Raw genomic sequence first — 20,176 nt, 5'->3', positions numbered from 1 at the left:
AACGACTGTGTTTTACTCAACAGCAGTTACTGCGGTGAACGCCCTTACTTTAAATAGCTGATGGTTTGATCTGTGACGCACTTAGAAAAACTTTTTTGCCTTTCTTCACGACTTAAAGATGAGATACTAGCAGTTACAATTGCCATTCTCTCTAATTTTTGTTGTTGTGGTAAACCTGATAATTGCTCAGAAAAACACCCCTGCAAACCGTAATTCAACGCGATGTCTGATTTTGTTTCCGCGCCCGCTAAACAAGTTATTAATTTTTCTGCCAGTAAATCACGATCCATATCCTCGACAAGCTCTTTCACCTGATAATTGGCATTACCGCTGTTTTTAGCTTTGTCACAAGCAAAAAACATATCAGCCACTGCAACGATAGGTATTAAACGTTCATGCTGGGCACTAAAACGCAATTTTAGCCACTTATCATGCTCAAGTTTGTCTGAGGTATTATCCTGTGAAGCACTCGCTATGCTTGATGATAAAATAAAAAAAACAAACAAAGCGTTTGTTGGTAACAGTATTTTCATAAAATTGCTCTATGGGTAAAGTATACGCTGCAATTTACCCTACTAATAAGTAAAAATACAACTATCGTTTTTATAATCAACCATAACTTCACCCAATGAAATATTCATGCTTTAATAAGAAAAAATCTATTTAAGTAAAATATTATGATGATTAAAAAGTTAGTTACCCTGTTATTCATTTTCATCACTAGTCTCTGTTTATCAAACGTAAGTTTTGCTGAGACATCAGCTGAAAAGAATGTATTACAAAATTTTGAGACGTTAATTTCTTCTCATAAAGGAAAAGTTATTTATTTAGATTTCTGGGCATCTTGGTGTGGTCCTTGTCGAAAATCATTCCCTTGGATGAACAACATACAAGATAAATATCAACAACAAGGCTTAGTTATCATCAGTGTAAACGTTGATAACAACAAAGCTCTAGCAGATAAATTTCTTGCTGAAATCCCCGCTAACTTTACAGTTTTTTATGACCCAAAAGGAAAAGTTGCTCGACAATTTAAGCTAAAAGGTATGCCAAGTAGCTACATAATAGACCGTTCAGGAAAGGTTGTTAGTCCGCATGTAGGCTTCTCTCAAAGCAAGAAAACAAAGTATGAACAAGAATTAATAGCGTTACTCAATACGGTTAACTAGAGCGTTTTTTTAAACGAAGTATGCCGCTGATAAATGATGAACTACTTCTGCCTTAAAAATCCGTTAGCTAATAAAAAATTGAGACCTAGCGTTTCTTATTTTTATACCTTAACCAGATATAAATTCCACTCACTGAAAGTAAAATAAGCATAAAAGCGACAATATCCATAAACCATACGCCGAGATTGCCAAATAGTCGTCCTGAGTGTGCATCAAGTATCACACGCTCCCAGTTCAAAAACTGTGACTGAAACTGCCTATTGGCAATGGTTAACTCATGCTTTGTTGCGGGAGTATTATTAACCCAAGTAGGTTCAATTAATGTATTAATCATTTGCCACTCAAAAAAGTCACTGTCTCCTTGATAGTAGCCTTGTGGTGTATTTAAGATGAGCCGTTCGTCTGTAACGCTAAATGCTGAGATTGGAATGGGTAAATCACTTGAACTGTCCATTTTATCAACAAGGGCGCCCTTTTCGGTAAAAATGACCAATTGCTTTGTGGTTACGACCAAGCGATAAGATTGAAAAGTGCTGATACCGATAATAGGGTTATCACTTTGAAATACCAACTTGTCGCCTAACCAAACAAGTTGGTCAGTGACTAACCATTCTTTTTGTTGATAAAAACGAACGTCCGTCGGTGGTTTAATACCATAATGATTCAGCAGCATAGTGTTGGTGATTGAATGCTGAGATAAAGAAAATGCGGTGGTGTGATTTAAGGCAACACCCGAAATAGAGAGAAAAATAAGAAAGAAAGCGGCAAAAATACCTAGTCGACGGTGCCATTTTCGTAAATGGCGAATAAGGCGATTACCGATTGCTTGTGCTGATTTATTCTTAATCATTGGGATGCGAATTAAACCTATCTAAATAAACTTATTACTGGCAAAAATATTAAGCTTTTACCTTTTTATTTAACCAAAGTGCCAACCGAGCAACTTTAGTAAGCGCTCGTACCGACATGGTTGCGCCTGTTATACCATCAATATGTTGATTAAGCATGTTTTCTTTGGTTAAAGATGCTGATTTAAATTGATTGGTAAAAAATTCATGTCGCACTTCGTCACCACGAGATTCGCGATAAGCCAGAACTTTAACATCGACAATTTGCTCATTGTTAATGTGCACTCCAATAGTAATAGGTTTTTCTTTTCCTATCTCTTCAAGTACCCACACCGTTTCACTCGCTTGTTGCCAATACTTTAAACGTAAACGGCTATACTCGTGGCTCATAATTTCACTGATGACGAGCTTGTCGTCTGCTGATAACCATAAAGCTTTAGATTTTGGCACTTCACCCTGAAAGGAGGTGCTAACAAACTGTTTTGAGGTTTGGTAAGTACCATTCGCTGATACTTTTGTCGCCACGCTAAATATGACGAGTAAAGTGAATATAATTTTAACCACATGTCACCTCTTATAATAAAAATATTTTAAAGCACAAAAGTGAATGGACATATAATGCCCATTCACTTCCTTGTGTACTATGGCCTAACGCAAATTTACATAAAGTAAGTAAAATTAAAACTGGTAGCCAAAACCTAAGTTAAAGCCTTTTGAGTCTTTCGAACCACCCAGTTCTTCATAATCAGCTTTTAATACAACATTTTCATGCAAGTAGTAGTTGATACCAACACTCGTAGATTCAACAGCATCAGAGCCGCTTTGCCCTGCTTCATTGTTGTATTCAGCATAACGAGCAAAAGCGCCAAGGTCTTCATTTAACATATATGAAGGTTCAATATACCAACCTGTTTGTTCGTCACGACCTAAAGCTTTGGCTTCATCACCGTCAATATTCCACGTTGCATACAAAGCGCGAACCGTGAAGTTATTAACTTGATAAATAGCATGGGCTTCAATTAATGTCGCAGCAGCATCGTCAACACCAGCAGCACTTTGAGTCAAATCTGTTTGATACTGAACAGTTGCCGCTAACTCTAACCCCGGAATAGCGGTATATTTAATACGACCAGTGTAGGCTAAGTTTTCAGCTGAAGCGTTAGAAACTTTTTGACGTCCGCCTCTGATTTTATAATCATTTCCTACATTTAAACCACTCGTTATAGCAGCATCAACGGCTAAGCCTGGTGCTAACTTAAAGTTCCCTGCAACACCGGCTTCCCACCAAGTGGCTGGGATAATATTTTTTTCAACGCCATTGCGCTCAACACCATAAAAGGTTGGCGGCTCATGCGTTTCATTAATAATACCTACAGGCACTAGAAACAAACCTGTTTTGGTTGTTATTGTATCGCTGTAGTCATACTCTACATAAGCTTGCTCTAGCTCAACTTCACCATCTTGCCCTTCGCCAGCAATACTGTGTTCTAATTCAAACTCAGAGAAAAAACGTAATTTGTTCGTAAACTCATGGCCAAAAAATAAAACAAAACGATGAAAATCAACTTTCGCGTCGGTGTTTTCATAGTTGTTATAATGCAACTCACCGTAGCCACCAATAGTTGTTTTAGCAAATGAGCTTGCCGTTGAGCTTGATTCAACTTGGTCAGCAGTTGCTTCAAGACGTTGCTCTGTTTCGTCTAAACGTTCTTCTAATTTTTTTAATACTTTTTGTTGCTGTGCAATAACTTTACGTAATTCTTCAGTATCGTTATTTGCAAGAACAGCCGAACTAGCAAATAAGCCAACAAGTGCCGAAGCAATTAAGGTTTTCTTCATCATGGGTGTCATGTCCGTCAAAGTTTGTAGAGAGATAATTTTAATTGAGGTGATGATACATACAAACAAACCTTAATGCAAACGATTATCATTAAGTCTTCTGTTTGTATTTGATGTAGATCAAAAGTCTCTGCGTAAAAACATTGCTGTTGGTCTTTTTGAGTAATGAACCATATGGCAAGCTTAAAAATAGTTTTTTAGTTAAGCAATGGCCATTGGCTTTTTTGAATAGGTAAAATATCTATTTCATTCAATTCACAATATAACGAATAATTAGTTAACACCTTTGTCAATATTTCATCAAATTCATTAGGTTTAAATATTATAATATTACGAGGTAGCTTAATTTCATTAGCGATTGCTTCAATATATGGAGCGGATAACACTAGGACGGGTTTTCCAGTAGAAGCAAACTCAAATATAGGTAAACAAACCGTCTCTTCTAAAGATGAGATAAATAAAATATCAGCTTTAAAGTAAAGGTTATTCATTTCTAGGCGACTTTGATTACCAATATATTCAAAAACTGAGTTGCTCTCATTTTTTTGTTGTACTGTCACCCAAATGGAGTCGAGCCTTATAAATTGACTCCAATTAATCCTGGAAAAAAATTGAAAGTTCTTCTGTGGTAAATTTATATATGCATAAGGTATGAGCGCCGTTAATGTATTTTTTTTAACTATTGGTAAAAGCTTAGGAGCCAAATGAACGCCAGGCCAACAAACTTGAGACTCACAATTTCCAAATAGTTCTGTAAATAAATTTTGAACATATTTCGTTTGAAAAACGAAACGGTTATTTCCTATCAAAAAATATCGAATGATAAACCTAAACATTTTAAATCTCAGGCTGCTTGAAGTTAATATTTTAAGTTGATGAAAATAAGTTACTCGCTGGCATAAAGGTATTATTAAATTAATATTAGAAAAAGAGAATACTGCTTGAGTTTTATACTTTAAGACATACCAGCCAATTAAAATAACAGAAAATAGCATGGTCATAATGCCCTTAGTTTCGATAAATATATGACTGTGTATATTGCAAGGTAAAACTAAAGAAGAAGGCCCGATAACAATTAAGTCTTCAGGGAAATCATAATCAGCAACAAATCTCTCAACTATTTGCTTTGCGCCACCTAATTTACATGACGTTGCGTTTACAAGGATCATTCCTGAATATCTTTTGTATGCCAAGGTGCGCAATCACTACGTTTATCCGTTAGCTGTCGAGTAAAGTAATCGACCCCGACTTTCGGTAACAATTGTCTATTAGCTATAGCTTTAATATTATTTGAATCTAAAGTTAAACAGACGTTTATAGCTTCAATTAATTTCTGTGGCGTAACTTCGTTTAAAACAACACCCTGAACATCTTTGGTCACAGCAACACAAGAGCCGGTTTTAGATGAACAAACGACAGGAGTTCCTTGTAATAAAGCTTCATTTACCACAACACCCCACCCCTCATCACCCGTATTTGGCAACATTAAACAACCGGCTTTACCAATAATTTCCATAACTTCAACTCTTGGTATATCAGAGATTAATTCGACAAATTCGAGCTTGTGCTTTTTTACGAACGTTTTTATTTCTGGCGATAATGGGCCGCTACCAATTATTTTCACTTTAATATTCTCATGGCGAATATTTTTACACATTTCTAAAATAGGATTTATACCCTTTATTTTCATCAACCGCCCAACAAAAACGATAAAAGAAGGCTTTTTTACACCATGATTTAAAATAGGAGGGGAAACAAAGTAACCAAACTCGCTCAATTTATCTTGAGAAAATCCAAGTGCTTGGAAATACTTAATACCATTAACACCGATGGCAAACACTTGTAATATTCTCTGCCTGCAGAGTAAGGCTAAATTTTTACGAACGAATAGTTTACATTTATTTCTGAATCCAATTAATGGAACAGCCTCAGAAATAACAGAGTTATTATTCCGGTACAAGCAAGATAAAAATAAGGCAAAGGAAAGCTTAGGATATGCCAAGAATCCTGAAAAACAATGCAAAATATCATTATCTTTTACATTAATAATTCGACAGATTGTAGTTAAACTTGGGGATACAATAATAGTAACATTTTCATTATATGTCGCGTGCCAGTTTTGCCCTATACGATTAGAGTCAATTCGAGACATAACGACTAATGTTACATCATGAACATTTGCAAGTTCAGACAGAAAATCACTTTGATGTGGACTTAAAATATTTTGCCAAAAAACAAATTTCATGGGTTTTCTCTATAAATATGTCGACTTAAATTCCCTAAGACCAACCATGCAAATATAGGCAGGGGATTACCAATATTTGAAATATACCCGTCACCCGCCGACATAGCGAGTATTGATATAAAAATCAAATAATTACATTTGTAATATTTGTTCCCCCCTCTCAGTAGATGAAACCCTCTATACGCCATATAAAACAAAGCAAAAATGAAAGCCCCCCCCCCTATAATTCCTGCAAAAGATAAAATATCTGTATACGCTAATTCGGCAGGATATCGCCCGCCCGTTTCGTTCCCTGATAGCCCTTGACCAAGCAGTGGTTTTTCAAAAAATAATGCAGAATGAATTTTAAAAATATTTTTACGCGCATCATCAACCTCCATTTTATATTCTCGTTGCTGAAAGTTCCCACCCTCGCTGAGATCAAGTGTATTAACTATGCTAAGAATAATACCTAACCCAATAAAAATTAAGAAAAAAAGCTTTACTTTTCTCTCGGAAATCAAGTAAACCAAAATACATATACCAATAGCTAACATAGCACCTCTACTCTGACTGAAAAGAAAGCACAATGCACAGCTCATGATGATACTAATGACTATCCAGCTTTTTAATTTTAGAACTCCGTCTAATAACGTAACACTATAAATAATAGCAATAACAGCAATAGATCCCATTCCATTAGGATTACCATAAATACCTTTAAAACGTGTTCCTAACCAACCGGTTGATGTGAATAAAAAAACTATACTTAACAAACAGACTCCAATAGCTAATATTCCTATAGCTTTAGACAAAATTTCATCTGATTGATTGTTGGTAACTGGCAAGGGTAAAACAAAACTCAGTAAGAACAATACAGCATATCCAAGTAAATATTGGATACCAATAAAGTCTACATAGGGTGAAGTTAAGGTAGAATATGCTGTAACAATTAAAAATATACTACAACACCAAGCCGTAAGATTATTAGCGACTAAAACATTAGTATTACGTACAATAAGCATGAAAGGTACTAAACTTAAAAATAGAGGCCACTTTAACAGATTAGCAATGCCAGTAATTGGAATTTGTTTATCCCAAAGACCAATTGAAAAACAACAAAGTACCAATAAATAGAGTAATAAAAATATATTTAACCTAGCACTCATATGTTAATTATTTTGGCCGGTACGCCACCAACGAGAGTTTTGTCACCTATATTTCCGGCAACTAATGCTCCGGCAGCAACCGTAGCCTGTTCACCAACAACAGCTCCTGCGATAACAGTTACAGAAGCTCCAAGCCAACTACCGTTTTTTATTATAATAGGTTTAGCAATGCCATCTCCAGCAGCTTTTTTTTCTTTTCCTTTCTCGTGAGTACCATTCACAATGGTGACATTGCTCGATATGTCTACATTGTTTCCTATAACGATTTCACTGCCCCCCATCAATATTAAGCTTTGATGACCAATAAAAGTATTATCTCCAATGACTAACTTACCAGTACCCCATATATTACTACTCGAGATAATTCTCACATTTTTGCCAATTATGACACCTGCCCACCAATATAACCTAGATTTCAATGAAAAAAACCTAGTGGGAGGTAAAATAGAACAAAAGTGATTAACTATATATAATTTAGTAGGATGCAGCATGATTAACCTTATTCACAAACCAAAATGATATTATAAACTTGATAATGTAAGCAATAAGTCGCGCTGCCGCAATACCAGCAGCTCCATAATCTATAAGGCTATAAGACAATACTATAAATATTAAAGAAAAAGATATGGTATAGCCCAAATGGGTTTTTGCCATTCCTAGACCAACCATATAGTGCTCAACTTGGCTTGACAAAGCCATCACGACAAGGGTCATTAAACATAAATTTAACACGGTGGTATATTCTTGATAATGGTCCCCATAAAGTCCAAGTAAAAAATGGGAAAAAAACATCATGATTAATGAAAGAATGAGTGCTATCAAACCATTAAACAGTAAAGATTTTTTTAATAATTCATGACTTTTCGAAGCTTGACCTGCGGTATAGGACATCAATACTTGCGCGCAAATACTTGGTAATAAAAATAAGAGACCTAGCCATTGATTAGAAACATTAAAGGCCGCCACTTCTACTAAATTATGACTTGCTAACAATGAAAAACAAAACCACGTAGATCCCGTAAATGCAATACTAGCCATTAAATTTGGCCAAGCAAAACCCATTATCTCCTTGAAAGATTTACTCTTACTTACAGCCCCATCCATTTTTGGGATCTTATTAATCGCTTTATAAATAAAAACTCGATTAAAAATCGTCGTTAATAACGCAGTAATAAACAAACTAATTAAATAACCTTTAATTAGCCATTGTGAAACCAGAATGTAGGCAATAGGAACCGAAGTCACACCGGCTAAAACATTTGTTATGGCTAAACTTTTAAATCTTTTAACTCCTGACAGTACTCCGAATTGGACTTGATTAACGGCTGTAAAAATAACGATGGGCACTAACAGCCATATAATGAAGGTTTGCTCTTGCTCTAGTTGTAAAATTGAAAGGATTTTTTGATGATATATGACAGCGATCATAATTGATAAAACGCTAAATATAGAGACTAAAAATGTGAGCTTTTTTATAATAAGAGCAACTGAGTCACGACCATTACTGAGTGCTTTTGCAGTAAATCTAATTGCTGTAACTGATAGTCCCATAGATGAGAAGATCACTATTAATGCAATAGTTTGATAAAGATAAGATACACGCCCAAAATCTTCTGGACTCATCGCTCTAGCAGTGAGGATAGATATTATAAATATACTTCCTTTCGAAATTACATTACCAATTAGGCTCCAAATTATGTCGTTAGCAAATTGTTTTATTCTAATCACTTTTGGGCTCTATATTTCCTAATTAATGCAAAATATCATGGAATTAACGGCTAGAATAGTTAAATCAGTAAAAATAATATTAGTTGTTTTACATATTGCTCCAAGGCAAAATGAAAGATTAAAAATAATAACAAAGTATATGTATGAAACAAATACTCCAAAATATGGGCAGTGGCGAAACTTCCATTATCACAGCACCAGATCCACAAGAAAAACCAGGCCATTTGCTCATTTCTTCAACGGTAAGTCTTATTTCCGTGGGAACAGAGAGAATGCTGGTTGATTTTGGTAAAGCTTCCTTAATCGAAAAGGCTCGAAAGCAGCCTGAAAAAGTAAAAATGGTGCTAGATAAAGTAAAAACAGATGGCTTAATGACAACTGTTGATGCCGTAAAATCGAAACTTGCTCAGCCATTGCCTTTGGGTTACTGCCATGTAGGTAAAGCGCTTAATATTGGCAATGGAATCTCTGATTTTTGTGAAGGTGACCGAATAGTATCTAACGGTCCACACGCAGATTTAGTTTGTATTGCAAAAAACCTCTGTGCAAAAATTCCTGATAATGTTGATGATGAAAGCGCCGTTTTTACGGTTTTAGCCTCTATTGGTTTACAAGGTATTCGATTAACAAATCCAACCTTGGGTGAATCTGTTGTTGTGATAGGTGCTGGTTTAATTGGTTTATTAACCATTCAATTATTAATTGCTAATGGTTGTAGAGTACTCGCTGTCGATTTTGATGAAAACAAGTTAGAGCTGGCAAAAGGTTTTGGCGCTCAAGTCTGTAATCCATCAAAGGGAGAAGACCCCGTTACGAATGGTATGGCGTTTAGTCGCGGAAATGGGGTTGATGCCGTTATTATCACTGCGTCAACAACGTCAAGTGATCCAGTATCTCAAGCAGCCAATATGTCAAGGCAACGAGGCCGAATTGTATTAGTAGGCGTTACAGGCTTAGAACTAAATCGTAGTGAATTTTACGAAAAAGAATTAAGCTTTCAAGTGTCATGTTCTTATGGACCTGGTCGATATGATGATGCTTATGAAAAACAAGGTAATGACTATCCCTTAGGTTTTGTTCGATGGACAGAACAACGTAATTTCATTGCCATTTTAGATATGATGTCTTTGGGTAAAATTGATGTAAAACCACTGATAAGTCATCGATTTTTATTTGATGATGCATTATCTGCCTATGAAACACTCACCGATAATAAACAAGCTTTAGGCATTTTACTTAAGTATCCCCAACAGGAAAATATTACCTTAGCACCTAATCTTGAGATAAATGAAAATCACTCTTTTGATCCACAATCGGCGATTGTTGGTTTTGTCGGAGCGGGTAATTACGCATCGCGTATTTTAATTCCGGCGTTTAAAAAAGCAAATGCCCAGCTACATACATTGTCTACGTCTGGCGGCGTTAACAGTGTTATTCACGGTAAAGATAATGGATTTCATCAGGCTACAACAGACACCACAGCTATGATTGAAAATGATGTCATCAATACTATTGCTATTGTGACTCAACACCATACCCACGCTCAGTTTGTTAGCCAAGCAATAGAAAATGATAAAAATGTTTTTGTCGAAAAACCTCTCGCCATTAATCAAGAACAACTCGATCAAGTAAAAGCAGCCTATAAAAAACATGTGAGTACTTACACAAAACATGTAATGGTGGGCTTTAATCGACGTTTCGCACCACAAATAGTAAAAATGAAAGCATTACTCCGCCCTATATCACAGCCAAAGTCATTGATTATGACCATGAATGCAGGCGCAATTCCTAAAGATCATTGGACGCAAGATATTGAGCGTGGTGGTGGACGAATTATTGGTGAAGCATGTCACTTTATCGACCTTATGCGTTTTTTAGTAGGGCATAAAATTACGTCGGTACAAGCAAGAAGAATTGGCAGTAATGACTCAATAGATATTTGTGAAGATAAAGCAGCCATCATTCTAGGATTTGAAGATGGTTCGTTTGGCACGATCCACTATTTAGCTAACGGTTCAAATTCATTTCCAAAAGAACGTATTGAAGTTTTCGCTGATGGTAAAGTGTTACAACTGGATAATTTTCGAAAACTGAAAGCTTTTGGCTTCAAAGGTTTTAAAAAATTAAATTTATGGCAACAAGACAAAGGGCAAAATGCTTGTGCCGCAGCCTTTATTGACGCTATAAATACGGGTAAAGAATCACCAATTCCTATTGAAGAAATATTCGAAGTAGCACAAGTGAGCATTGATATCGCAGATCAGTTAAGGAAGCAGAGTTAACTCTGGCAATGAAAATTATTGAAAAGATTATCACCTATAAGCGTCTCGGCATCAGCAACATGTTTCATGTTGCTGTTTATCGGCTTGCCATAAAACTAGGTTACTTTCAAAAAAAGTTACCGATAAATAATCAATTCAAAAATAAGCCTTCAGCTACCTTTTTTACCGAAGAGGCAGTGAGATTAGACAGTAAAAAAATCACACCGGTAACGTTAAAGGCCTTTGGTTGGTTAAATGTTGATACCTCTCAACCTCCTAATTGGCTTAAAGCGATTGATAAAGAAGTTATTGTCAAAAATAATGCTATGCATTGGAGTCAACTTAATGATTTTGACTTAGCGGTTGGCGATATTAAAACCGTATGGGAATTATCGCGCTTTAATTGGTTATTCAGTTTCTCACTCAGCTACATTAAAACCAATAAACTTGAGCACATCGACACGCTAAACCATTGGTTAAATGATTGGAGTTTTCATAATCCCATCAATCAAGGCGTTAATTGGAAGTGTGGTCAAGAGGCTTCAATTAGAGTGATGCATTTAGCCACAACCGCTTATCTACTCAACCAAGAGAAAAAGATTACCACAGATTTAGCCGACTTTTTATATGCCCATTTACTTCGTATTGCTCCTACTATTCGCTATGCTATGGCACAAGATAATAATCATGGCACTAGTGAAGCAGCCGCTTTGTATATCGGCAGTGTAATGCTTGAGAAGCACGTTAAGTATCAAAAAAACACAGCCATAAAACAATGGGGAAAAACAGGTAAATATTGGTTAACAAACAGAGCTAAAAAACTTATTGAGAACGATGGCGCATTTAGCCAAAATTCCGTGAATTATCATCGTTTAATGTTAGACACTTTATCGTTAGCCGAGTTTTTCAGGCAACAATTTAACCAAGCAGAATTTAGTAGTAACTATTACAAAAAAATCGATAAAGCTATTGATTGGCTACAGGCGACAGTATCAAAAACTTCAGGAAAAACGCCGATATTAGGTTTAAATGACGGTGCTCAATTATTGCCAGTAACACCTTGTAACTATGTTGATTATCGCCCTTGCGTTCAGTGGGCATCGTCCTTATTTCGATCAAAGATTATTTATGATAAAAGCCATCCTTTGAATCAATTGAGGATACTTTTACCTACAAACAATAAAGTTCACAAAAGTACCGTACCTTCAGCAACAAATGCATTAAATACAAGTTACCAACTATTACAAAATGAGCATGCTCGCTGCTACATGAGAACGCCCAACACGAAATTTCGTCCTGCTTGTTGTGATGCGCTTCATCTTGATGTTTGGATAGATGATGAAAATATTTTATTAGGTACGGGCAGCTATAGTTATAATTGTGAGCCTAAATTACAAGCTTATTTTACCAGTGTGAGATCACACAATACGGTCCAGTTTGATCAGCATGAACAAATGCCAAAGTTATCACGATTCTTATATAATCAGTGGATTGATAGTGAAGTTACCAAAAAAAGTGAGCATCACTTATGTGCTCAATATGCCAATCGTCTTGGGCATGTTCATAAACGTGAAGTTTATTTATTAGCAAAGAGCCTATACATCACTGATTCAATTGATGGAGTCAAAGATCAAGCTACTTTACGTTGGCACTTACCTAATAAAGATTGGCGACAAAGTGGTAATAAAATAATATCAGAACAATTAACCATTGAAATATCGGCTGATACTTCAATAAAGCAAATAGCACTTGTTGAAGGCTATCAGTCAATATACTATTTGAAAAAAAATAAAATCCCTGTCATAGAGATCACTCTTTCTCAATCGGGAACAGTCACTACATTACTGAGTTGGTCTTAATGAAAATATTATACTTTCATCAACATTTTTCTACACCTCAAGGAGCAACGGGTATTCGCTCCTATGAAATGGCCAAAAGGCTCATTAAGAAAGGTCATGATGTGACCATGGTTTGCGGTTCATACAGTGGAGGTAATACCGGATTATCAACAACATTTACCAATGGTCAACGTAGTGGTAATGTCGATGGTATTCATGTCATTGAGTTCTCATTAGATTACTCAAATAGCCAAACTTTTTTACAGCGTACTTTGGCTTTTTCAAAATTTGCTTATAAAAGTATTAAGTTATCATTAACCCTTGAGTATGATGTAGTATTTGCGACGACTACGCCGCTAACAGCAGCTCTACCGGGTATATTTGCAAGATGGTTGCGAAGAAAACATTTTATATTTGAAGTCAGAGATCTATGGCCAGAACTCCCTAAAGAAATGGGTGTGATTAAAAACCCAATTATCTTAGGCTTATTGTCGATTCTTGAATGGGTTGCTTATAAAAGTGCGCATGGACATATTGGTTTATCACCAGGGATTGTTACAGGTATTGCCCGTCATTTACCCAAAGACAGCAAAATAGCGAATATTCCTAATGGCTGTGATTTAGGGATTTTTTCAGCGGTAGGTGATCATTGGCAACCTATAAATATTCAAGATGATGATTTTGTCGCTATTTTCACCGGTACACACGGCCAGGCAAACGGCTTAGAAAATATTCTCGCAGCGGCTAAAGTGCTGCAAGAAAAAAATATCAATAATATTAAAATTATACTGATTGGGCAAGGGAAGCTAAAACCAGTTTTACAAGCTCAAGCAACAAGCCAACAATTAAATAATGTCATTTTTTTAGATCCTGTAAACAAAGAAAAGTTAGCCCAACTTATGACAAGAGCTAATGTTGGCTTGCAGCTTCTCGCTAATATTCCTGCCTTTTATTATGGAACCTCTCCAAATAAATTCTTTGATTATATTGCCGCTGGATTACCTGTTATCAACAATTATCCTGGTTGGTTAGCTGAATTAATAACACAATATCAATGTGGAGTAGCTGTACCTGCAGATGATAACAATGCTTTAGCCCAAGCACTCATTGATTTAAATTTAGCGAGAGATAAGCTTCCTGATATGTCAGGAAATGCTTTAAGGTTAGCGAGAGAAAAATTTGACCGTCAAATTCTGTCTGATAAATTCGTTCAGTATATTGAAGAGAGTTACCATCAACATGATTAAACGCTTATTCGACATACTAATTTCTACAATCGCGCTTGTCATACTCTCTCCTGTCATCTGGCTGCTCAGTAGTAAAGTAGCAAAAAACTTAGGTAAGCCGTTATTATTCAAGCAGAAACGTCCCGGTTTACATGGCAAAATATTTAAAATGATTAAATTTCGTTCAATGCGTGATGCTAATGATCTACATGGAACTCCTTTAGCTGATAGTGAACGGCTACCTCCTTTTGGTGAAAAGTTACGAAACTCAAGCCTAGATGAATTACCCGGCTTATGGTGCGTACTAAAAGGTGATATGAGTCTAGTAGGCCCACGACCTTTGTTGATTGAGTATTTACCATTATATTCTCCAGAGCAAGCTCGTCGACATGATGTAAAACCGGGCATAACCGGTTGGGCACAAGTTAATGGTCGCAATGCTATAAGCTGGGAAAAAAAATTCCAACTCGATGTATGGTATGTTGACAATCAGTCTTTTTGGTTAGATATAAAGATCCTCTTACTTACCGTTAAAAAAGTTTTTGCACGTAGTGATATTAATGCCGCAGGTGAAGCTACCATGGCAAAGTTTACAGGAGATAACTCATGAAAAAATTGATCATTATAGGTGCTGGAGGACATGGACGTGTTGTTGCAGACTGTGCTCAACAATTGGGTAAATATAGCAAAATATTTTTTTTAGATGACTGTTTCAATGAAAAAAAAGAAAATAGCGAATGGACCGTTATTGGGTTAGTTAAAGATTTTCCACAATATATTGATGAAGCAGATTTTGTTGTCGCTTTTGGTAATAACCGTTTACGTAAAGATATTTTGATGCAGCTTAAAAAGGAAAAAGCTAGTATTGTTTCTCTTATACACCCTTCAGCAGTAGTGAGTCCTCACACTTTTATTGGTAAAGGTGTGGTTGTATTTGCTAATGCAGTTATAAATATCGGCGCAACCATTGCTGATGGCTGTATAATTAATACCGCAGCTACCGTAGATCACGATTGTGAGCTTCATCAATGCGTACATGTTTCACCCGGCGTTAACATAGCTGGAGGAGTTCATATAGCGCAACTGTCTTGGATAGGCATTGGCAGTACTATCGTCGAATACATTACTCTCGCAGATAATACACAAGTTGGTGCTGGCGCTGTAGTTACCCAATCAACACAAGCCAACTCACTCTATTTAGGTATACCTGCAAAACGTGTACGCTCTTTAACCAAAATTTAATAGGATATTCCGTGCTAAATACACCCTTTTCTCCGTGGCCAAGTTTTACTGAACAAGAAATTGACGCAGTCAGTACTGTTCTTCGTTCTAACAAAGTCAATTACTGGACAGGGCAAGAAGGTAAAGCTTTCGAGAAAGAGTTTGCTCAGTTCTGTGACAGTAAATATGCAGTAGCCGTTGCCAATGGTACCCTTGCTCTAGATTTAGCTCTTAAAGTATCGGATATTAAAGCAGGTGACGAAGTCATTGTAACCTCCCGTACATTTATAGCTTCAATAAGTAGCATAATAAATGCAGGTGCTACCCCCATTTTCGCTGACGTAGAGCTCGATAGCCAAAATATAAGTGCCCGAACTATTGCCGAAGTAATCAGTAATAAAACCAAAGCAATTATATGTGTTCATTTAGCGGGTTGGCCATGCGAAATGGATGAAATAATGCATTTAGCAGAGCAATATAATTTATCTGTTATTGAAGATTGTGCACAAGCTCATGGAACCACCTACAAAGGTAAGCCTGTAGGGAGTATTGGTCATATAGGAGCGTGGTCTTTTTGCCAAGACAAAATAATGACCACGGGCGGCGAAGGTGGCATGCTTACTACTAACAATGAGCAACTTTGGCGAAAAGCTTGGGCCTATAAAGATCATGGAAAATCTTATGCTGCGGTATATGAAACGGAACACCCAGCAGGATTTCGTTGGTTGCATGAATCATTTGGTACTAATTGGCGCTTAACTGAAATGCAATCAGCAATTGGCAGAATTCAATTAACACGGATGCCAGAATGGCAAAAAAAACGAACAGATAATGCTAATAGAATTCGTACTACATGCCAAAAATATAATTGGCTGGTCGTTCCAAAAGTTCCTCAGTATATAGAACATGCCTACTATAAATGTTATGTACAAATAGACATGGATAAGCTCCCTTCTCATTATTCCCGTGATAAAATAATTGATGCAATCGTAAGTAAGGGGGTTCCTTGCTTCTCAGGAAGTTGTTCAGAGGTTTACAAAGAAAAAGCGTTTGACAAAACTCAGTTTAAGCCTCTTCAACCTCTGAAGAATGCTCAGCTACTTGGGGAAAACAGCCTTATGTTTTTAGTTCATCCATCATTAACACGCAAAGAAATCGATAAAACATGCCATACACTTACTTCCGTATTTGACAAAATCGAACAAATGACCAAATAAATGTGTTAATAGTTAATGACAATTGTAATAAAACTTGTAGAATATTTATTAATCCTTGAGATTATAATAAATAATAAAAATGTGTTCTAAGGTGTAGTTGTAATGGTAAGAAGAATTGATTTAATTCCTGGGCCTCTTAAGTTGATGATCGTATTAGCCTATGATTTATTTGCCATATGCTCGGCGTTTTTTCTTTCCTACTTTATTCGCGTTGGCTTTGAAGGTATTCATATTTCTTGGTCTGAAATGGCTGTATTTTCCACTGTTACACTTTGCACATTAGTTTTATTTTATACATTTGATATGTATAGCTCTATTGTTAGGTATTTTAACGCTAAAGCTTTTTTAAAAGTGCAAAGTTTACTGATAGTAACGACCGTAATATTCTATCTTTCTGGGATTGTTTTTGGTGCTTTTGTCCCTCGTTCTGTTCCCATAGTTTTCTTAGTTTTAACCAGTGTAATGATTCCAGGTGCAAGAGCATTGGTCGGTATTATTGTTCACGAAAAGTGGTTCAATGAGCGCGAGGGAGTCGTTATTTATGGAGCGAGTAATGCAGGGAGACAATTAGTTCATACCTTATCATTAGGTAATAAATATCAGCCACTCGCATTTATTGATGAAAAGAAACGTTATCAAGGGCGTACGGTATTAGGACTAAAAATCTTTCCTCATTTTAAAGTTAATCATCTTATAAGAAAGTATGGCCAATTCAAGGTGCTGATTGCTATTCCTCAAGTCGATCCCATTAGGCTAAAGCAAATTGTTTCATCACTTGAGCCTTATGCACTTGAACTTTTAATTGTACCGAGTATGTCTGATATTGTATCTGGTAAAAGAACCATTGATGAATTTCGTGAGGTCTCTGTTGATGAATTATTGGGTAGAAAAGCGGTAGAGCCTATACCAGAACTGTTATCGGCTAATATCAATGATAAAATTGTCATGGTTTCAGGTGCAGGCGGTTCAATAGGCAAAGAGTTATGTAGACAAATTGCTCATCATAAACCCAGAAAGCTTATTTTACTTGATGTTTCAGAAGCTTTTCTTTACGAAATACACCAAGAATTAACTGAATTCTTATCAGAAACTCGAAATGATTTAATAGTAGAACCACTCATTGGTAATGTACAAAATGGTATGTTGATGAAACATATTTTTCATAAATACCAAGTACAAACAATTTATCATGCTGCTGCATACAAACATGTTCCTATGGTTGAACATAATGTTATTGCCGGTGTCACTAATAATGTATTGGGTACCAGTGAAATAGCACAGGCGGCTATTTTTTGTGAAGTTGAGACCTTTGTACTCATTTCTACTGACAAAGCGGTACGTCCGACCAATGTAATGGGGGCAACAAAGCGTTTAGCTGAATTGGTTTTACAAGCCCTAGCGAAGCAAAATCACAGTACGCGATTTGTAATGGTAAGATTTGGTAATGTACTAGGTTCATCTGGATCCGTTGTTCCTTTGTTTAAAAAGCAAATAAAGAAAGGTGGTCCAATTACTATAACCCACCCTGATATCATTCGTTATTTTATGACTATCCCCGAAGCCGCACAATTAGTTTTGCAAGCCGGTGCTATGGGCTCTGGTGGAGATGTCTTTGTTTTAGACATGGGTAAACCTGTTAAGATAATAGACTTAGCTTATAAGATGACCCATTTGATGGGGTTAACCATTAAAGATCAACTAAACCCAAACGGTGATATAGAAATAAAATTTAGCGGATTAAGACCTGGTGAAAAGCTCTATGAGGAGTTACTGATTGATGACAATGCTAAGAAGACCCAACATAAACGTATCCTTAGCGCCAATGAACGTTCTCTGCCATGGAATGAGGTAAAGAAGATTATTTCTGACCTCAACGATGCTATGCGCCAAGAAGATGTACCAAAAATAAAGCAAATACTCATTGAAGCACATTTAGGTTATCAACCTAATCCAAGTAGTATTTTGAAACCTAAAAATAAAGCTGATCTAATTACTGATCAAGAGCTTGAGTCTTCAATTTGCAACGCCGTTCAATCATGATATTTATTTAACTAATATCAGCCAAGCCATAGCATAATCGGGTAACTGATTATTGGCTTGGTAATAGTCATCCCACCCTTTATAGCTATCAACTAACATATCTAATTGGAATAAATTATCGTCAAAAGCGCCACCCTGATCAGCTAATACGCCTATACGTGAGATATTCACATTATTACGCTCATAACTAACCATAAAGAGTTTCCCCAAGCCTAATTGCTTTACATTGCCCGCAAAAGTTACTTGAGATTTTATGGCTATTTTATTCTCTTGTTTTTGACCATAGCCCATTATGCTAGGCACTTCGATAAAGTACCAGTATCGTGCTTGTTCTCTTTTACCTAGTGCATAATCATAGTCAACACCATTATTACGGTGGACATTAAAATAGCGAGTTTCCCCCCCTACATTTACGACACCCGTACCTTGAAGTAAAACATCATGAAGTGCTTCTTCAGTTAACCAAATTAGAGGCTTAACTGATTTATTATCTAACAAAGCACCTGCCATAACTTCTTGACGACTATATGTATATCGGATGAGTTCATCTTTTATATTTTCAGCTTGATCTAAAGAGAGACTATCTTCGTCAGAGGGTAAAGCATACAAAGCATGAGCGTATTTTACGGTTTTAATCGCACTTGCGTCTAATAGCTTCGTATAGTATTTGGTAAGAAAAATCTTATCTTTGGGGATATCATTTAATAATCTACTTTTAACAGCATTGGTACTCTTCGCTGCAATAGTATCTGCTGTTTTTTTATCAGGGAGCCAACGATAAAAATCAAAATTTTGTTTTATAAACTTTATATCGTGTAAACGGCTATTTCGCTTTGCCCGCACATCTTCGCGATAAGTTTTACAGATGAACGCTAACGTTTTTTTAATATTTTTCATGCTAATTTTATTAACGAATACAGTGCCAGGGTGAACAGCAAATTTATCATCAGTGAAGTTTTGTAAATAATATTGCGTATTTTCGGATACCTCACATAGTTCGCTAGCTTTGAAATCAACTAACTGATTAATTAAAGGAGATCGTTCGAGAGCAAACTCAAATGCACTTAATGAGAATGAACAAAGTAATATAGAAAAAAATATATAGATTAAATAACGCATCAATGTTGCCTGTTAAAACTTTTCGATATTGTAACTTTTAGGCTAAGAAAAGATATGACTTTATTATGTTGAAGATAGCAAAACCCTCTTTTGATATAGGCTTTACTCAACATAAGCCACACGACCAGCGGCGCGCCTGTAATCCTGTACGTAATTTCGGTGATTTTTGTGTTTTTAAATCCCAGAAAGCAAAAAGCCCGATTCTTACGAATCGGGCTTCTCTTAATAGGCGCCTAGCAATGTCCTACTCTCACATGGGAACTCCCACACTACCATC

General features: G+C 36.2%; 18 protein-coding genes. 8 read left to right on the top strand and 10 right to left on the bottom strand.

Annotation, left to right across the window (positions count from 1 at the left end; genetic code table 11):
• Window positions 1–44: 44 nt before the first annotated feature.
• A complete protein-coding gene (locus H4J39_RS05645) occupies window positions 45–533 on the bottom strand; it encodes a hypothetical protein (RefSeq protein ID WP_182226381.1) in 489 nt (162 codons plus the stop codon).
• Between the two features lie 150 nt (window positions 534–683).
• On the opposite strand from H4J39_RS05645, the gene H4J39_RS05640 reads away from it, so the two are divergent.
• The gene (locus H4J39_RS05640; protein ID WP_404842682.1) at window positions 684–1,169 is read left to right on the top strand and encodes a TlpA disulfide reductase family protein; all 486 of its coding nucleotides are present in this window, start codon (window positions 684–686) and stop codon (window positions 1,167–1,169) included.
• Window positions 1,170–1,254: 85 nt separating this feature from the next.
• Here H4J39_RS05640 and H4J39_RS05635 read toward each other — a convergent pair whose 3' ends face one another.
• The 8 genes from H4J39_RS05635 to H4J39_RS05600 form a co-directional block, all read right to left on the bottom strand.
• Entirely contained in the window at window positions 1,255–2,019 is a 765-nt protein-coding gene (locus H4J39_RS05635) for a PepSY-associated TM helix domain-containing protein (protein WP_182226379.1), read from the bottom strand.
• 49 nt (window positions 2,020–2,068) lie between these two features.
• The gene (locus H4J39_RS05630) at window positions 2,069–2,581 is read right to left on the bottom strand and encodes an FMN-binding protein (protein ID WP_182226378.1); all 513 of its coding nucleotides are present in this window, start codon (window positions 2,579–2,581) and stop codon (window positions 2,069–2,071) included.
• Window positions 2,582–2,695: 114 nt separating this feature from the next.
• On the bottom strand, window positions 2,696–3,856 hold the full coding sequence (locus H4J39_RS05625; protein WP_182226468.1) for a porin: 1,161 nt from the start codon (window positions 3,854–3,856) through the stop codon (window positions 2,696–2,698).
• A gap of 197 nt (window positions 3,857–4,053) precedes the next feature.
• Window positions 4,054–5,025 (bottom strand): hypothetical protein, encoded by a 972-nt coding sequence (locus H4J39_RS05620; protein ID WP_182226377.1) that lies wholly within the window; start codon window positions 5,023–5,025, stop codon window positions 4,054–4,056.
• On the bottom strand, window positions 5,022–6,101 hold the full coding sequence (locus H4J39_RS05615; RefSeq protein WP_182226376.1) for a glycosyltransferase: 1,080 nt from the start codon (window positions 6,099–6,101) through the stop codon (window positions 5,022–5,024). The genes H4J39_RS05620 and H4J39_RS05615 overlap by 4 nt, the downstream gene beginning before the upstream one ends.
• Window positions 6,098–7,105 carry an O-antigen ligase gene (locus H4J39_RS05610; protein ID WP_182226375.1) on the bottom strand — a complete coding sequence of 336 codons (1,008 nt, stop codon included), beginning with the start codon at window positions 7,103–7,105 and terminating at the stop codon, window positions 6,098–6,100. The genes H4J39_RS05615 and H4J39_RS05610 overlap by 4 nt, the downstream gene beginning before the upstream one ends.
• 140 nt (window positions 7,106–7,245) lie before the next feature.
• Window positions 7,246–7,668: a DapH/DapD/GlmU-related protein gene (locus H4J39_RS05605; protein ID WP_182226374.1), complete on the bottom strand. Its 423-nt coding sequence runs from the start codon at window positions 7,666–7,668 to the stop codon at window positions 7,246–7,248.
• Window positions 7,669–7,723: 55 nt separating this feature from the next.
• Window positions 7,724–8,977, bottom strand: a complete 1,254-nt coding sequence (locus tag H4J39_RS05600) for an oligosaccharide flippase family protein (RefSeq protein ID WP_182226373.1) — start codon at window positions 8,975–8,977, stop codon at window positions 7,724–7,726.
• A 143-nt stretch (window positions 8,978–9,120) separates the two neighbouring features.
• Between H4J39_RS05600 and H4J39_RS05595 the strand changes: the two genes are divergently transcribed.
• From H4J39_RS05595 to H4J39_RS05565, 7 genes are all read left to right on the top strand, one after another.
• Complete coding sequence (locus tag H4J39_RS05595) at window positions 9,121–11,259, top strand: bi-domain-containing oxidoreductase (protein ID WP_182226372.1); 2,139 nt, start codon at window positions 9,121–9,123, stop codon at window positions 11,257–11,259.
• An 8-nt stretch (window positions 11,260–11,267) separates the two neighbouring features.
• Window positions 11,268–13,097, top strand: coding sequence for a heparinase II/III family protein (locus H4J39_RS05590; RefSeq protein WP_182226371.1), 1,830 nt, complete (start codon window positions 11,268–11,270; stop codon window positions 13,095–13,097).
• Window positions 13,097–14,323 (top strand): glycosyltransferase family 4 protein, encoded by a 1,227-nt coding sequence (locus H4J39_RS05585; RefSeq protein WP_182226370.1) that lies wholly within the window; start codon window positions 13,097–13,099, stop codon window positions 14,321–14,323. Before H4J39_RS05590 ends, H4J39_RS05585 begins: the two co-directional genes overlap by 1 nt.
• Window positions 14,316–14,912, top strand: coding sequence for a sugar transferase (locus H4J39_RS05580; RefSeq protein WP_182226369.1), 597 nt, complete (start codon window positions 14,316–14,318; stop codon window positions 14,910–14,912). The genes H4J39_RS05585 and H4J39_RS05580 overlap by 8 nt, the downstream gene beginning before the upstream one ends.
• The gene (locus H4J39_RS05575) at window positions 14,909–15,544 is read left to right on the top strand and encodes an acetyltransferase (protein WP_182226368.1); all 636 of its coding nucleotides are present in this window, start codon (window positions 14,909–14,911) and stop codon (window positions 15,542–15,544) included. The genes H4J39_RS05580 and H4J39_RS05575 overlap by 4 nt, the downstream gene beginning before the upstream one ends.
• An 11-nt stretch (window positions 15,545–15,555) precedes the next feature.
• Entirely contained in the window at window positions 15,556–16,740 is a 1,185-nt protein-coding gene (locus tag H4J39_RS05570) for a DegT/DnrJ/EryC1/StrS aminotransferase family protein (RefSeq protein ID WP_182226367.1), read from the top strand.
• A gap of 102 nt (window positions 16,741–16,842) precedes the next feature.
• On the top strand, window positions 16,843–18,780 hold the full coding sequence (locus H4J39_RS05565) for a nucleoside-diphosphate sugar epimerase/dehydratase (protein WP_182226366.1): 1,938 nt from the start codon (window positions 16,843–16,845) through the stop codon (window positions 18,778–18,780).
• 3 nt (window positions 18,781–18,783) lie between these two features.
• Here the strand turns inward: H4J39_RS05565 and H4J39_RS05560 are convergent, their stop codons facing one another.
• Window positions 18,784–19,899 carry an MltA domain-containing protein gene (locus H4J39_RS05560; RefSeq protein WP_182226365.1) on the bottom strand — a complete coding sequence of 372 codons (1,116 nt, stop codon included), beginning with the start codon at window positions 19,897–19,899 and terminating at the stop codon, window positions 18,784–18,786.
• Window positions 19,900–20,176 lie beyond the last annotated feature (277 nt).

It is taken from the genome of Colwellia sp. Bg11-12, assembly GCF_014076955.1.
GTDB lineage: Bacteria > Pseudomonadota > Gammaproteobacteria > Enterobacterales > Alteromonadaceae > Colwellia_A.
The sequence above is the reverse complement of the archived record's forward strand: the minus strand, read 5'-3'. Positions and strand labels throughout refer to the sequence as shown.